The 14,433-nt window shown below is 68.5% G+C and carries 12 protein-coding genes and 1 tRNA gene; 7 read left to right on the forward strand and 6 right to left on the reverse strand.

The features are described 5' to 3' along the window. Positions 1-55 precede the first annotated feature (55 nt). From lptB to LOKHON_RS03875, 6 genes are all read right to left on the reverse strand, one after another. Positions 56-817, reverse strand: coding sequence for an LPS export ABC transporter ATP-binding protein (gene lptB, locus LOKHON_RS03850; protein WP_017927717.1), 762 nt, complete (start codon positions 815-817; stop codon positions 56-58). Beyond that, positions 814-1,308: an LptA/OstA family protein gene (locus LOKHON_RS03855; RefSeq protein WP_017927716.1), complete on the reverse strand. Its 495-nt coding sequence runs from the start codon at positions 1,306-1,308 to the stop codon at positions 814-816. The genes lptB and LOKHON_RS03855 overlap by 4 nt, the downstream gene beginning before the upstream one ends. After that, entirely contained in the window at positions 1,305-1,916 is a 612-nt protein-coding gene (lptC, locus tag LOKHON_RS03860) for an LPS export ABC transporter periplasmic protein LptC (protein ID WP_017927715.1), read from the reverse strand. Before lptC ends, LOKHON_RS03855 begins: the two co-directional genes overlap by 4 nt. Next, on the reverse strand, positions 1,917-2,897 hold the full coding sequence (locus LOKHON_RS03865; RefSeq protein WP_017927714.1) for a KpsF/GutQ family sugar-phosphate isomerase: 981 nt from the start codon (positions 2,895-2,897) through the stop codon (positions 1,917-1,919). It abuts the gene before it with no gap. A 1-nt stretch (position 2,898) separates the two neighbouring features. Next, positions 2,899-3,510, reverse strand: coding sequence for a ribonuclease D (locus LOKHON_RS03870; RefSeq protein WP_017927713.1), 612 nt, complete (start codon positions 3,508-3,510; stop codon positions 2,899-2,901). A gap of 32 nt (positions 3,511-3,542) precedes the next feature. Further along, positions 3,543-3,629, reverse strand: a tRNA-Leu gene (locus tag LOKHON_RS03875). 284 nt (positions 3,630-3,913) lie between these two features. On the opposite strand from LOKHON_RS03875, the gene LOKHON_RS03880 reads away from it, so the two are divergent. The 7 genes from LOKHON_RS03880 (at position 3,914) to fzlA (ending at position 14,311) form a co-directional block, all read left to right on the forward strand. Beyond that, the gene (locus LOKHON_RS03880; protein WP_017927712.1) at positions 3,914-4,897 is read left to right on the forward strand and encodes a complex I NDUFA9 subunit family protein; all 984 of its coding nucleotides are present in this window, start codon (positions 3,914-3,916) and stop codon (positions 4,895-4,897) included. Between the two features lie 22 nt (positions 4,898-4,919). Next, complete coding sequence (locus tag LOKHON_RS03885) at positions 4,920-5,726, forward strand: undecaprenyl-diphosphate phosphatase (protein ID WP_017927711.1); 807 nt, start codon at positions 4,920-4,922, stop codon at positions 5,724-5,726. A 157-nt stretch (positions 5,727-5,883) separates the two neighbouring features. Continuing rightward, complete coding sequence (locus LOKHON_RS03890) at positions 5,884-7,323, forward strand: NAD(P)-dependent oxidoreductase (RefSeq protein WP_017927710.1); 1,440 nt, start codon at positions 5,884-5,886, stop codon at positions 7,321-7,323. A gap of 107 nt (positions 7,324-7,430) precedes the next feature. Beyond that, positions 7,431-8,150, forward strand: a complete 720-nt coding sequence (locus LOKHON_RS03895) for a hypothetical protein (protein WP_017927709.1) — start codon at positions 7,431-7,433, stop codon at positions 8,148-8,150. Then, complete coding sequence (gene gltB / locus LOKHON_RS03900) at positions 8,137-12,699, forward strand: glutamate synthase large subunit (RefSeq protein WP_017927708.1); 4,563 nt, start codon at positions 8,137-8,139, stop codon at positions 12,697-12,699. The genes LOKHON_RS03895 and gltB overlap by 14 nt, the downstream gene beginning before the upstream one ends. Before the next feature lie 111 nt (positions 12,700-12,810). Then, positions 12,811-13,578 carry a monofunctional biosynthetic peptidoglycan transglycosylase gene (gene mtgA / locus LOKHON_RS03905; RefSeq protein ID WP_017927707.1) on the forward strand — a complete coding sequence of 256 codons (768 nt, stop codon included), beginning with the start codon at positions 12,811-12,813 and terminating at the stop codon, positions 13,576-13,578. A gap of 46 nt (positions 13,579-13,624) precedes the next feature. After that, a complete protein-coding gene (gene fzlA, locus LOKHON_RS03910) occupies positions 13,625-14,311 on the forward strand; it encodes an FtsZ-binding protein FzlA (protein WP_017927706.1) in 687 nt (228 codons plus the stop codon). The last annotated feature ends 122 nt before the right edge of the window (positions 14,312-14,433 follow it).

Here is a 14,433-nt window from a genome sequence, read left to right on the forward strand (position 1 = left end):
CTCCCATCTCGCCCGATCGCCGGCCCGCTTGTCAACGCTGCCGTTGCAGCGCGGCTCAGCCGATGCGGAAGCCCTGGCCGAGATAGACGCGGCGCACGTTCTCGTCGCGCACCACCTCGTCGGTGGTGCCCGACATCAGCACCCGGCCATCATGCAGGATATAGGCGCGATCGACGATGCCGAGCGTCTCGCGCACGTTGTGATCGGTGATCAGCACGCCCAGGCCCCGCGTCTTGAGCGCCGCGACGAGATCGCGGATGTCGCCCACCGCGATCGGATCGACCCCGGCAAAGGGCTCGTCGAGCAGCACGTAGCGCGGGTTTGCCGCGAGGCAGCGCGCGATCTCGACCCGGCGGCGTTCGCCGCCCGACAGCGCCAGCGCCGGGGCGCGGCGCAGATGGGCGATCGAGAAATCCGACAAGAGCTCCTCGAGCCGCTCGCGCCGCGAGGTGCGGTCCGGCTCGGCGATTTCCAGCACGGCGAGGATGTTGTCCTCGACGTTGAGCCCGCGGAACACCGACATCTCCTGCGGCAGGTAGCCGATGCCGAGCCGGGCGCGGCGATACATCGGCAGAAGCGTCGCGTCGCGCCCGTCGATCGTCACCTGCCCGCCCTCGGGGCTGACCAGCCCGGCGATGGAGTAGAAACAGGTGGTCTTGCCCGAACCGTTGGGGCCCAGAAGCGCCACCACCTCGCCGCGGTCGAGATGCAGCGACACGTCGCGGATCACCGGGCGCTTGCGGTAGCTCTTGCGCAGGCCGGTGACGCGCAGCCCGCCCGTGCCCGGCGTCACGCCGAGATCCTGCGCCGCGCTCACTGCGCGGGCTCGATCACGGTGCGGACCTCGCCGTCGAGCTGTGCCGTGCCCGCCGCGAGGTCGATCACCATGCTTTGCGACGACAGCGCGGTGCGCGCCTGCGTCAGCAGCACGTCGCCGGTGAGGGTGAGATTGCCGCCCGCGATGTCATAGACCGCGCGGTCGGCCTCGGCGGCCTCGGTGGGCGTGACGAAGGTGACGCCGCCCATCGCTTCGAGCCGCGAGATGTCGCCGCTGGCCTCGTCATAGATCACCTCGACCGTGGCGGCCGAGATCTTCATGCCGCCCTGTCCGATCAGCACCTCGCCGGTGAAGGTGGCGCGGCCCGTGGCCTGATCGACGCTGAGGCTTTCGGCGGTGATCTCGACCGGGGCGTCGGGGTCGGCGTCGAGCCCGCCCAGCGCCATCTGGGTCTGGGCGGCGGCGAGGCCGGGGACGAAGGCGGCCAAAAGCAGGGCGATCAGCGGCAGGCGGGCGGTCAGGCGGGTCATCGGCGCACTCCTTGGTTCGCCGGATCATATAGCAGCCTGACGCCGCCGGAGAACACCATGCGCGGATCGCCGGTCTCCGACAGGGCGGTGCGCATCGCCCCGGCGGTGAGATCGCCAAAGGGGGCCGTCACGGCGATTTCGCCGGTGGAGACCAGCCCGCCGGTCGACAGGTCGGCTTCGAGCGTGGGCGTCTCAACGCTGTAGCCATTGGTGCTGTGCACCGACACCGGCCCGTCGAGCCGCAGCAGGCTGCGCCCCGGCTCGACCTCGCCCCGCCCGGCGCGCAGCTCGATCCGGGCGTCGCCGGGGCCGTCTATGGTGCCGCGCGGCGCTTCGACGGCAAAGACCCCTTCGGCGCCGTCGCGCGGGCGCACCGTGTCGGCGGCCAGCGCGATCGAGGCGCCGTTTTCGGTGCGGGCGGCAAAGCGCGGGGCGCTGACCCGCTGTTCGGCGGCGATGGCCTCGATCTCGGCAAAGGGGATCTCGCCCGACCCGCCCGGACCACGCGCGATCAGGAACAGCGTCGACAGCAGCACCAGCCCGACCAGTGGCAACAGCACCTTGGCGAGACCGATGAAGCGCGAATAGGCGTTGTCGCGCGCGTGCATTCAGGCCACGCCGGCGCGCAGGCAGTCATGGATGTGCAGGATGCCGAGAGGGCGGCGCCCGGCATCGGCCTCGTCGACGACGAACAGGCAGGTGATCTTGCGTTCGTTCATCTGCGCCAGCGCCTCGGCGGCGAGCGCGTCGGGGCGGATGGTGCGCGGGCGCGGGGTCATGACTTCGCCGGCCACGTGATCGAGCAGCCCTTCCATGTGGCGGCGCAAATCCCCATCGGTGACGATGCCCATGAGCCCGCCATCCGCATCGGTGACGCCGACCACGCCGAAGCCCGCCCCGGTGATCGCCAGCAGCGTGTCGGCCATCGGCGCGTCATGGGCCACGAGCGGCAGCTCGTGGGCGCCGTGCATCAGGTCGCGCACCCGCGCCAGCCGCGCCCCGAGCTTGCCGCCGGGATGAAAGGCGCGGAAATCCTCGGCGGTGAAGCCGCGCCCGCGCATCAGCGCGATGGCGATGGCATCGCCCAGCGCCAGCGTCATGGTGGTCGAGGTGGTAGGCACCACGCCGATGCCGCAGGCCTCGGCCAGCGCGGGCAGCACGATGCCGATATCGGCCTGCTTCATCAGCGTGCTGTCGGGCCGCGCCGCGACGCCGATCAGCGGGATGCCGAAGCGCCGCGTATGCGCCACGAGATCGGCCAGCTCGGGCGTCTCTCCCGAATTCGACAGCACCAGCACCACGTCCCCGCGCGAGATCATGCCCAGATCGCCATGGCTGGCCTCGGCGGGGTGCACGAAGGAGGCGGGCGTGCCGGTGGAGGCGAGGGTGGCGGCGATCTTGCGGGCGATGTGGCCCGATTTGCCCATGCCCGACACGATCACCCGGCCCGGTGCCGCGCGGATCGCCTCGAGGGCGCGCAGGAAACCGCCATCGAGCCCGCGCGACAGCGCCGCGAGACCGGCGGCCTCGTCGGCGATCACCTGGCGCGCGGTGTCGAGATCGTCGGGGCGTTGGGCGGGGGCGGCCATGTCAGTGCGAGAAGATGTCGGTCTCGGGCCAGCCCGCGAGATCGAGTGTCGCCCGAACGGGCAGGAAATCGAAGCAGGCCTGCGCCATCTCGGCGCGGCCCTCGCGCGCCAGCCGCGCATCGAGCGCGTCGCGCAGGCGGTGCAGGTGCAGCACGTCCGAGGCGGCATAGTCGAGCTGGGCGTTGGTCAGCTCCTCGGCGCCCCAGTCGGATTGCTGCTGCTGCTTGGAGATGTCGACGCCGACCAGCTCCTGCAACAGCTGCTTGAGCCCGTGCCGGTCGGTATAGGTGCGCACCAGCTTCGAGGCGATCTTGGTGCAGTAGACGGGCCGGGCGGTGGCGCCGAAGGCGTGGCGCATCGCGGCGATGTCGAAGCGGCCGTAATGGAACAGCTTGAGGATGTCGGGATTTTCCAGAAGCCTGACGAGGTTGGGCGCCCGGGTCTGGCCGGGCCTGACCTGGATCATGTGGCAATGCCCGTCGCCGCCCGACATCTGCACGAGGCACAGCCGGTCGCGCACCGGGTTGAGCCCCATGGTTTCGCAATCGATCGCCACGACCGGGCCGAGGTCGAGATCGTCGGGAATGTCGCTCTGGTAGAGATGGTTTGCCACGGCGCTCCTCGCTTTCGATCTACGAGGAGGGATGGTGCCCAGGAGAGGACTCGAACCTCCACGTCCTTGCGGACACTGGCACCTGAAGCCAGCGCGTCTACCAATTCCACCACCTGGGCAGGTCGTGTGAGGGGCGATCTACGGAATGCCGCGGGGGGTGTCAACGGGCAAATGCACATGATTTTCGCTTGCCGCTGCGGAAGCCGGTCGGACGGTGCGCGGAAGGATGATGCCGGGCGGGCGCGCGTGGAGGAGCTGGGGAGGGCGTGCGGAGGCGCGTATGAGGGGAGCGCGGTGACGCATGTGGCAATGGCGCGTGACCCGGTCCCGGATCGGCGCTTGTCCGCGCCCGCCCCGGCGGGTAAACCGCGAGGCGTCAATTCACCTTATCAGGGCGGGGCCGATGACCGGACTTGTGACCATCTACGGCGGATCGGGCTTCCTCGGGCGCTATATCGCGCGCCGGCTGGCGCAGCAGGGCTGGCGGATCCGCGTGGCCTGCCGCAGGCCCGAAGAGGCGCTGTTCGTGCGCACCTATGGCGTGGTGGGGCAGGTCGAGCCGATCTTCTGCAACATCCGCGACGATGACAGCGTGCGCGCGGCGATGCTGGGTGCCAACGCGGTCGTGAACTGCGTCGGCGTGCTGGCCGAGAACGGCCGCAACACCTTCAAGGCGGTGCAGGAGGACGGGCCCGAGCGGATCGCCCGGATCGCCGCCGCCGAAGGCGTGGCGCGGATGGTGCATGTCTCGGCGATCGGTGCCGATGCCGACAGCCCGAGCGCCTATGCCCGCACCAAGGCGGCGGGCGAGGCGGGCGTGCTGCGGCACATGCCGCAGGCGGTGATCCTGCGCCCGTCGATCCTGTTCGGGGCCGAGGACGCGTTCTTCAACCGCTTCGCCTCCATGGCGCAGATCTCGCCGGTGATCCCGGTGGTGGGCGCCGACACGCGGTTCCAGCCGGTGCATGTCGACAACGTGGCGCAGGCCGCGGCGCTGGCGATCGAGGGCAAGGCGGCGCCGGGCGTCTACGAGCTGGGCGGGCCGGACGTGCATACATTCCGCGAGCTGATCTCGCAGATGCTGCAGATGATCCGCCGCCGCCGTCTGGTGCTGTCGCTGCCCTTCGGGGTGGGCCGGCTGATGGCGGCTGTCGGCGGCATGGTGCAGGCGCTGAGTCTCGGGCTGGTGCGCGCGCCGATCACCGCCGACCAGGTCGCCAATTTGCAGCGCGACAACGTCGTGAGCCCCGGCGCCAAGGGATTCGCCGATCTCGGCGTCAGCCCGATTGCGATGGAGGCGGTGCTGCCCGACTACCTGTGGCGCTTCCGTCCCTCGGGGCAGTATCTCGCGATCAAGGAATCGGCGCAGCACCTGCGCAAGCACTGACCACCGAGCAACGGGGTTCACCATGACCGGAGAAACGATTCTCCTGCCGCTCCTGCTTGGCCTTCTGGAGGGGCTGACGGAGTTCATCCCGGTCTCCTCGACCGGCCACCTGCTGCTGGGGGGGCATTTTCTCGGCTTCGAAAGCGCGGGCAAGACCTTCGAGGTGGTGATCCAGCTCGGCGCGGTCCTGGCGCTGCTGACGATTTACTTCGGGCGGCTGTGGGGCGTGTTGCGCGCCGCGCCGCGCGATCCGCAGGCGCGGCGCTTCGTCGCCGCGGTGCTGATCGCGTTTCTGCCCGCGGCGGTGATCGGCGTGATGGCGCATGACATCATCAAGACGGTGCTCTTCGAGACGCCGATGCTGATCGCCGTCATGCTGGTGCTGGGCGGCATCGTGCTGTTGTTCGTCGATCGCATGGCGCCGACGCCCCGCCATGGCGACGCGATGCGGCTGCCGGTCCCGACCGCGCTGACCATCGGCTTCTTCCAGGTCCTGGCGATGGTGCCGGGGGTGTCGCGCTCGGGCGCGACCATCGTCGGCGGGCTGCTGATGGGCGTGGACAAGCGCGCGGCGGCGGAATTCTCGTTCTTTCTGTCGATGCCGACCATGGCCGGGGCGGTGGCCTACGACCTGTTTCAGAACCGCGCCGTGCTCGACCTGTCGGCGATCCACGAGATCGCCATCGGCTTTGCCATGGCCTTCGTGGCGGGGGCGGTCGTGGTGAAATGGCTGCTGGGCTACGTGTCCCGGCATGGCTACGCGCTGTTCGGCTGGTGGCGAATCGTGATCGGCGGCATCGCCCTGGCCGGGCTTTTTCTGGCCGGGTGAGGTGATAGGTATCTATTGCTGACCTAAATTATCGCCTGCAGTCGGAGTTTTTCGCGGCAAACCCCGGAAAAGCAGCTAATAGGTCAGTCGTGCTGACTTTTCATGCCGCCGGCCATTGGCTATCCCCTCGTCAAGCCCAGCCAGAGGGAGACGAGCCATGGCCGAAAACAAGATGCTGAAATTCGTGTCGGTGCCGCGCGACATGCCGGAAAAGCGTCTGGCGGCCGCACGGCGCGAGGACTTCAACGAGATCTATGCCGAGTTCGCGCGCGACAAGGCCGCCGAGCAGTCGAGCCGCTGCAGCCAGTGCGGCGTGCCCTATTGCCAGACGCATTGCCCGCTGCACAACAACATCCCCGACTGGCTGCGCCTGACCGCGCAGGGCCGCCTGCAGGAGGCCTACGAGGTCTCCCAGGCCACCAACACCTTTCCCGAGATCTGTGGCCGGATCTGTCCGCAGGACCGGCTCTGCGAAGGCAACTGCGTGATCGAGCAGTCGGGCCACGGCACCGTCACCATCGGCTCGGTCGAGAAATACATCACCGACACCGCCTGGGAGGAGGGCTGGGTCCAGCCGATCCGCGCCGCCCGCGAGCGCCCCGAAAGCGTCGGCATCATCGGCGCGGGCCCCGGTGGCCTCGCGGCGGCGGATTACCTGCGCCGCGCCGGCGTGCAGGTCACGGTCTATGACCGTTACGACCGGGTCGGCGGGCTGATGACCTACGGCATTCCGGGCTTCAAGCTCGAAAAGGAGATCGTCGACCGCCGCACCAAGCAGTTCGAGGAGTCGGGCGTCGAGTTCGTGCTCAACTGCAAGGTCGGCGAGGACATCTCCTTCGACGCGATCCGCGGCAAGCACGACGCGGTGCTGATCGCCACCGGCGTCTACAAGTCGCGCGACCTGCCCGACAGCGATCATGGCGGCGTGGTCCGCGCGATCGACTATCTCACCGCTTCGAATCGCCGCAACTTCGGCGACGACGTGCCCGAATTCGACAGTGGCGAGCTGAACGCGGCGGGCAAGAAGGTCGTCGTCATCGGCGGCGGCGACACGGCGATGGACTGCGTGCGCACCGCGATCCGGCAAGGCGCCGAAAGCGTCAAATGCCTGTATCGCCGCGACCGCGCCAACATGCCGGGCTCCCAGCGCGAGGTGGCGAACGCCGAGGAAGAGGGCGTCGAGCTGGTCTGGCTTTCGGCCCCCAAGGGCTTCGACTGCGGCGCGAACGGCGTCGAGGGCGTGCATGTCCACAAGATGCGGCTCGGCACGCCGGACGCGACGGGCCGCCGCATGCCCGAGAAGATCGAGGGCGCCGATTACGTCGAACAGGCCGATCTGGTGATCAAGGCGCTCGGCTTCGAGCCTGAGGACCTGCCGACGCTGTGGGGCGTGGACGCGCTCGAGGTGACCCGCTGGGGCACGGTGCGGGCCGAGTTCGGCACCGGTGCCACCTCGCTCGACGGGGTGTTCGCGGTGGGCGACATCGTGCGCGGGGCCTCGCTCGTGGTCTGGGCGATCCGCGACGGGCGCGACAGCGCGGCCGCGATCGTGCAGTATCTCGACGAGAGCGCCAGCGCCGGCGTCGCCGCCGAGTGAGACCCGGCGCGGGCCGCCCCGGTGGGGCGCCCCGCATCCGCCTCGCCCCCGCCGGGGCGGCGGGGCGCTTCGACCCCGTCATTCACGTCCCGATCACGGAGACATCCATGAAGACGCCCATCGCCCTGTTGATCTGCGCATGGCCCGCCATGGCCGCGGCGCAGGCGCCCAGAGAGGTGACGCTGCCCGAAGGCTGCACCGCCGAGATGACCGTGCAGGCCTCCAGCTGCACCGTGTCGCATCATTTCACCTGCGAGGCCGATCCCGAGGGCTGGCGCCGCCGGGTCGATCTCGACCTCGACGGGGTCAGCTATTTCGGCGCGATCGACCGCGAGGCCCAATGGGTCGAGAGCGTCTATCCGCGCGCCGACCGGGCCGAGCGTCTCGGCCCCGATCCCGCCGATCCGGCCTCCTTCACCGAGCTGGTCGAGACCGGCGCCGACAGCTTCGATTTCGCCACCCTTTCGGAGCAGGTGGGCCGGACCCGCTATGTCGGTTTCGACAGCCTGACCGGCGAGACCGTCACCATCGACGGCGTCGAGCTGGAGCGCACCGAATACGAGGTCCGCGCCATCGGCCCCGATGGCGAACCGCTGTGGCGCAGCGCCGGCTCCGAGTTCATCGACCGCGACCGCCGCATCTTCCTGTCGGGGACCAGCGAGGTGACGAACGCCGAAGGCAGCTTCACCTCCGATGACAGCCCCGTCGAATTCATGTTCCCGGGCGAGACGGGTTTCCTGTCGCCCAACCCCAAACACGGCTGCGGCGCGACCATGTCGTCGGCGCCCGCCTCCACCGCGAAGGAGTTCTTCCATGACCACCTATGATGACGCCTGGGTCGCCTCGGAAGAGGCCAAGCGCGCTTACATGGCCGAGCACGGCCTCTACCGCGAAGACGACGAGCACGCTTCCTGCGGCGTCGGCCTCGTCGTGTCGATCGACGGCAAGCCGCAGCGCTCGGTGGTCGAAAAGGGCATCGCCGCGCTGAAGGCGGTGTGGCACCGCGGCGCGGTCGATGCCGACGGCAAGACCGGTGACGGCGCAGGCATCCACGTGCAGATCCCGCGCGCCTTCTTCGAGGACCAGATCCGCCGCACCGGCCACGAGCCGATGGCCGAGCGCCGCATCGCGGTGGGGCAGGTCTTCCTGCCGCGCAACGATTTCAGCGCGCAGGAAACCTGCCGCACCATCGTCGAGACCGAGGTGCTCCGCATGGGGCACTACATCTATGGCTGGCGCCACGTGCCGGTCGACGTGACCTGTCTCGGCGAAAAGGCCAACGCCACCCGCCCCGAGATCGAACAGATCCTGATCCGCTGCGAAAAGGACATCGACGAGGAGCAGTTCGAGCGCGAGCTCTACATCATCCGCCGCCGGATCGAGCGCGCCTCGGTCGCCGCGGGCGTGCGCGAGCTCTATCTCGCCTCGCTGTCGTGCCGCAGCGTGATCTACAAGGGCATGATGCTGGCCGAGCAGGTGGCGGTGTTCTACCCCGACCTGATGGACCCGCGCTTCGAAAGCGCCTTCGCGCTTTATCACCAGCGCTATTCCACCAACACCTTCCCGCAATGGTGGCTGGCCCAGCCCTTCCGCATGCTCGCCCATAACGGCGAGATCAACACGCTCAAGGGCAACGTCAACTGGATGAAGAGCCACGAGATCCGCATGGCCTCTTCGACCTTCGGAGAGATGGCCGAGGACATCAAGCCGATCGTACCGCAGGGCAGCTCGGACTCCGCCGCGCTCGATTCGGTGTTCGAGGTGCTGGTGCGCGCGGGTCGCAACGCGCCGATGGCCAAGACCATGCTGGTGCCCGAGGCCTGGTCCAAGAGCCGGGTCGAGATGCCCGAGGCGTGGCAGAACATGTATTCCTACTGCAATGCCGTGATGGAGCCGTGGGACGGCCCCGCGGCGCTGGCCATGACCGATGGCCGCTGGGTCTGCGCCGGTCTCGACCGCAACGGCCTGCGCCCGATGCGCTACGTCGTCACCGGCGACGGGCTTCTGGTCGCGGGCTCCGAGGCAGGCATGGTCCCCGTAAACGAGGCCAGCGTGATCGAGAAGGGCGCGCTCGGCCCCGGCCAGCTGATCGCCGTCGACATGGCCGAGGGCAAGCTGTTCCACGACGGCGAGATCAAGGACAAGCTCGCCGCCTCCCAGCCCTTCGGCGAGTGGATCGAGAAGGTCGTGAACCTCAACGACATCCTGCGCGAGATCCCCGAGGAGCCGCTGTTCGAAGGCCCCGAGCTGCGCCGCCGCCAGATCGCCGCCGGCTACTCGATCGAGGAGCTGGAGCAGGTGCTGGCGCCGATGGCCGAGGACGGCAAGGAAATGATCGCCTCGATGGGCGACGACACGCCCTCGGCGGTGCTGTCGACCAAGTACCGCCCGCTGTCGCATTTCTTCCGGCAGAACTTCAGCCAGGTCACCAACCCGCCGATCGATTCTTTGCGCGAAAGCCGGGTGATGTCGCTCAAGACCCGGTTCGGCAACCTCAAGAACGTGCTCGACGAAAGCTCCAGCCAGGCCGAGATCCTGGTGCTGGAAAGCCCGTTCATCGCCAATGCCGAGTTCGACACCATGGTCGAGCAGTTCGGCGACCAGGTGGCCTTCATCGACTGCACCTTCCCGGCGGGCGGCGCCGCCGACGGGCTGCGCGCGGGGCTCGAGCGGATCCGCGCCGAGGCCGAGGACGCGGTGCGTTCGGGCGCGGGGCACATCGTGCTCACCGACCAGCACCAGGACGAGGACCGCATCGGCATGCCGATGATCCTCGCCACCTCCGCCGTGCATTCGTGGCTGACCCGCAAGGGTCTGCGCACCTTCTGCTCGGTCAACGTCCGCTCCGCCGAATGCATCGATCCGCATTACTTCGCGGTGCTGATCTCCTCGGGCGCGACCACGGTGAACGCCTATCTGGCGCAGGACAGCCTTGCCGACCGGCTGAACCGCGGCCTGCTCGAAGGCACGCTGACCGACATCATGCGCCGCTACCGCGACGCGGTGGATGCGGGCTTGCTGAAGATCATCGCCAAGATGGGCATCTCGGTCATCTCGTCGTATCGCGGCGGTCTCAACTTCGAGGCCGTGGGCCTGTCGCGCGCCATGTGCGCCGAATATTTCCCCGGCATGCACAGCCGCATTTCCGGTATCGGCTTGACCGGCATCCAGAAGAAGCTCGAAGAGGTGCACGCGCAGGGCTGGACCAAGCCCGGCGCCGATCTCGGCGCGCTGCCGATCGGCGGCTTTTACAAGTCGCGCCGCTCGGGCGAGAAGCACGCCTGGGAAGCGACCACCATGCACATGATGCAGGCCGCCTGCGACCGCGCCTCCTTCGAGCTGTGGAAGCAATACGCCTCGACCATGCAGGCCAACCCGCCGATCCATCTGCGCGACCTTCTGGCGATCAAGCCGATGGGCGAGGCGATCCCGATCGAGCAGGTGGAAAGCATCACCGCGATCCGCAAGCGCTTCGTCACGCCCGGCATGTCCCTGGGCGCGCTTTCTCCCGAGGCGCACAAGACGCTCAACGTTGCGATGAACCGGATCGGCGCCAAGTCGGATTCGGGCGAGGGCGGCGAGGATCCGGCGCATTTCCTGCCCGAGGCCAATGGCGACAACCCCAGCGCCAAGATCAAGCAGGTGGCGTCGGGCCGCTTTGGCGTCACCGCCGAATATCTCGGTGCCTGCGAAGAGCTTGAGATCAAGGTGGCCCAAGGCGCCAAGCCCGGCGAGGGCGGCCAGCTTCCGGGCATGAAGGTGACCAAGCTGATCGCGCGGCTGCGGCATTCGACCGAAGGCGTGACGCTGATCTCGCCGCCGCCGCATCACGACATCTACTCGATCGAGGATCTCGCGCAGCTGATCTACGACCTCAAGCAGATCAACCCGCGCGCCAAGGTGACGGTGAAGCTGGTGTCGTCGTCGGGCGTCGGCACCATCGCGGCGGGCGTGGCCAAGGCCAAGGCCGACGTGATCCTGATCTCGGGCCACAATGGCGGCACCGGGGCCAGCCCCGCGACCTCGATCAAATATGCGGGCCTGCCGTGGGAAATGGGTCTCACCGAGGCGCATCAGGTGCTCTCGATGAACAACCTGCGCAGCCGCGTCACGCTGCGCACGGATGGCGGTCTGCGGACGGGGCGCGACATCGTCATGGCGGCGATGATGGGGGCCGAGGAGTACGGCATCGGCACCGCGGCCCTCATTGCCATGGGCTGCATCATGGTGCGCCAGTGCCAGTCCAACACCTGCCCGGTCGGGGTCTGCACGCAGGACGAGGAGCTGCGCGGCAAGTTCACCGGCAACGCCGACAAGGTGGTGAACCTGATCACCTTCTACGCGCAGGAAGTGCGCGAGATCCTGGCAAGCATCGGTGCGCGTTCGCTCGATGAGGTGATCGGCCGGGCCGACCTGCTGACGCAGGTGTCGCGCGGCTCGGCGCATCTCGACGATCTCGACCTCAACCCGCTGCTGATCACCGTCGACGGCACCAAGGTCGATGGCACCAAGAGCATCCGCTACGACCGGGCCAAGCCGCGCAACGAGGTGCTCGACACGCTCGACGCCGAAATCGTCAAGGATGCCAAGCGCTTCCTCGAAGACGGCGAAAAGATGCAGCTGCAATACGCGGTGCAGAACACGCACCGCACCATCGGCACCCGCATCTCGGCGCACATCGTCGAGAATTTCGGGATGCGCAACCAGCTGCAGCCCGACCACCTGACGGTCAAGCTGACCGGCTCGGCGGGGCAGTCGCTCGGCGCCTTCGGCGCGCCGGGGCTGAAGATCGAGGTCTCGGGCGACGCCAACGACTATGTCGGCAAGGGCCTGTCGGGCGCGACCATCGTGGTGCGCCCGGCCATGGCCAGCCCGCTGGTCGCCTCCGAGAACACCATCATCGGCAACACCGTGCTTTACGGCGCGACCGCCGGTTACCTCTTTGCCGCCGGTCGCGCGGGCGAACGCTTCGGCGTGCGCAACTCGGGCGCGCATGTGGTGATCGAGGGCTGCGGCACCAATGGCTGCGAATACATGACCGGCGGCGTGGCGGTGATCCTCGGCTCGATCGGCGCCAATTTCGGCGCGGGCATGACCGGCGGCATGGCCTATCTCTACGACCCCGAAGGCCTCGCCGAGCCGCTGATGAACACCGAAACGCTCGTCACCTGCCCGGTCACCGTCGATCATTGGGAGGCCGAGCTGCACGGGCTGATCGAGCGTCACCAGCTGGAGACCGGCTCCCGCAAGGCCGCCGAGATCCTGCAGCACTGGGACAGCGAGAAGCACAATTTCCTGCAGGTCTGCCCCAAGGAGATGCTGCGCCACATCCCGCACCCGCTCACGGTCGAGGAGGTGGCGCTGCCCGCCGAGTGATCCCCGGTCAGGGAAGCCGACGCGAAAGGGCCGGTGCGGTGACGCACCGGCCCTTTTTCGCGCCGCCATGTTCGGCTTGACCCACCCCCGGCGGGCGCGGTCTATGACGGCATGGCCAAGCCCGTGAACACCTCCAGATCCGGCCCCGCCGCCCGCCGGGGCCGCAAGGGCGCCCGCGCCGCCAAACCGGCCTCTGCCGCGCCGCGCGCCCGGCTGGCCGCGCGCATCACGCGCGTCCTGCTCTGGGCCGGGCTCGGGCTGGTCGGCCTCGCGGGGGCGGCGATCCTGCTGTTTTCGACCGTGAACCCGCCGATCACCCCCTACATGATGTCCGAACGCGCGCGGCTGGGCGAGATCGCCCATGACTGGGTGCCGATGGAGGAGATCGCCCCGGTCATGGCCCGCGCCGCCGTCGCCGCCGAGGATGCGAATTTCTGCCTGCACTGGGGGCTCGATCTCAAGGCGATCCGCACCGCGATGGCGCAGGGCGGCAATCGCGGCGCCTCCACCATCAGCCAGCAGGTCGTCAAGAACGTCTATCTCTGGCAGGGGCGCAGCTGGCTGCGCAAGGCGCTGGAGGCCGCGATGACGCCGCCGGTCGAGGCGGTCTGGACCAAGCGGCGCATTCTCGAGACCTATCTCAACGTCGCCGAGTTCGACGAGGGCGTGTTCGGCGTGGGCCGCGCCGCGCCGCATTACTTCGGCGTCGCCGCCGCCGATCTGAGCGACGTGCAGGCCGCGCGGCTCGCCGCGATCCTGCCCGACCCCAAGGGGCGCTCGGCGGCCAACCCGTCGGATTTCGTGCGCGGGCGTGCCGCGCAGATCCTCGACGGCGCGGCCACGATCCGCCGGGACGGGCGCGACGACTGCTTCGAGTGATCCGCGCGGGATTGAAGCGGCACGGCAGTTGCGGCAGATAGGGGGCATGCAAAACACCCGTCCCGCCACCCATCGCCTCTATCATTTCCCCCTGTCGCCCTTCTCGCGGAAGGTGCGGCTCAGCCTTGCCGAGAAGCGAATCGAGGTCGAGCTGGTGGAGGAGCGCTACTGGGAACAGGATCCCGAGTTCATGCGCCGCAACCCGGCGGGGAAGGTGCCGGTCCTCAAGCTCGGCAACCGGATGATGTCCGAAAGCACGGCGATCTGCGAATACCTCGAAGAGGTGCAGCCCGATCCGCCGCTTTTGCCGCAATCGGTCGATGCCCGCTTCGAGGTGCGCCGTCTCGTCGGCTGGTTCGACGACAAGTTCAACCGAGAGGTGACCTCCAAGCTCCTCGGCGAGCGGGTGTTCAAGAAGGTCATGGGCGGCGGCTATCCCGACAGCACCAACGTCAAGGCCGGGGCACGGGCGATCAAGTATCACCTCGACTACATGGCGTGGCTGCTCGATCAGCGCCGCTGGCTCGCGGGCAACGAATTGTCGCTCGCCGATTTCGCGGCGGCCTCGCACCTGTCCTGCCTCGACTACATCTCGGACGTGGACTGGAACCGCTCGGAGACGGTCAAGGACTGGTACGCCAAGATCAAGTCGCGCCCGGCCTTCCGCTCGCTGCTCGCCGATCAGCTGCCGGGCTTTCCGCAGCCCGCGCATTACGCGGATCTCGATTTCTGAAGCGGATCGCTCGGGGCCGATGCTTCGAATGCGTATTTGGGGAATGGTGAAAGGGGGGGCGCGCGCCCTTGTTTCACCATTCTCCAAATACGCAGATCCCGCCGCGTCCACCGGGCGCCGCC

Origin of the sequence: Limimaricola hongkongensis DSM 17492 (assembly GCF_000600975.2) — a bacterium.
Classification (GTDB): Bacteria; Pseudomonadota; Alphaproteobacteria; order Rhodobacterales; family Rhodobacteraceae; genus Limimaricola; species Limimaricola hongkongensis.

What these genes read in the sequence shown, in the direction of transcription:
- LOKHON_RS03855 (WP_017927716.1), bottom strand. Translation starts at nt 1,308, where the DNA reads ATGACCCGCCTGACCGCCCGCCTGCCGCTGATCGCCCTGCTTTTGGCC.
- lptC (WP_017927715.1), bottom strand. Translation starts at nt 1,916, where the DNA reads ATGCACGCGCGCGACAACGCCTATTCGCGCTTCATCGGTCTCGCCAAG.
- LOKHON_RS03865 (WP_017927714.1), bottom strand. Translation starts at nt 2,897, where the DNA reads ATGGCCGCCCCCGCCCAACGCCCCGACGATCTCGACACCGCGCGCCAG.
- LOKHON_RS03880 (WP_017927712.1), top strand. Translation starts at nt 3,914, where the DNA reads ATGACCGGACTTGTGACCATCTACGGCGGATCGGGCTTCCTCGGGCGC.
- LOKHON_RS03885 (WP_017927711.1), top strand. Translation starts at nt 4,920, where the DNA reads ATGACCGGAGAAACGATTCTCCTGCCGCTCCTGCTTGGCCTTCTGGAG.
- LOKHON_RS03890 (WP_017927710.1), top strand. Translation starts at nt 5,884, where the DNA reads ATGGCCGAAAACAAGATGCTGAAATTCGTGTCGGTGCCGCGCGACATG.
- LOKHON_RS03895 (WP_017927709.1), top strand. Translation starts at nt 7,431, where the DNA reads ATGAAGACGCCCATCGCCCTGTTGATCTGCGCATGGCCCGCCATGGCC.
- gltB (WP_017927708.1), top strand. Translation starts at nt 8,137, where the DNA reads ATGACCACCTATGATGACGCCTGGGTCGCCTCGGAAGAGGCCAAGCGC.
- mtgA (WP_017927707.1), top strand. Translation starts at nt 12,811, where the DNA reads ATGGCCAAGCCCGTGAACACCTCCAGATCCGGCCCCGCCGCCCGCCGG.
- fzlA (WP_017927706.1), top strand. Translation starts at nt 13,625, where the DNA reads ATGCAAAACACCCGTCCCGCCACCCATCGCCTCTATCATTTCCCCCTG.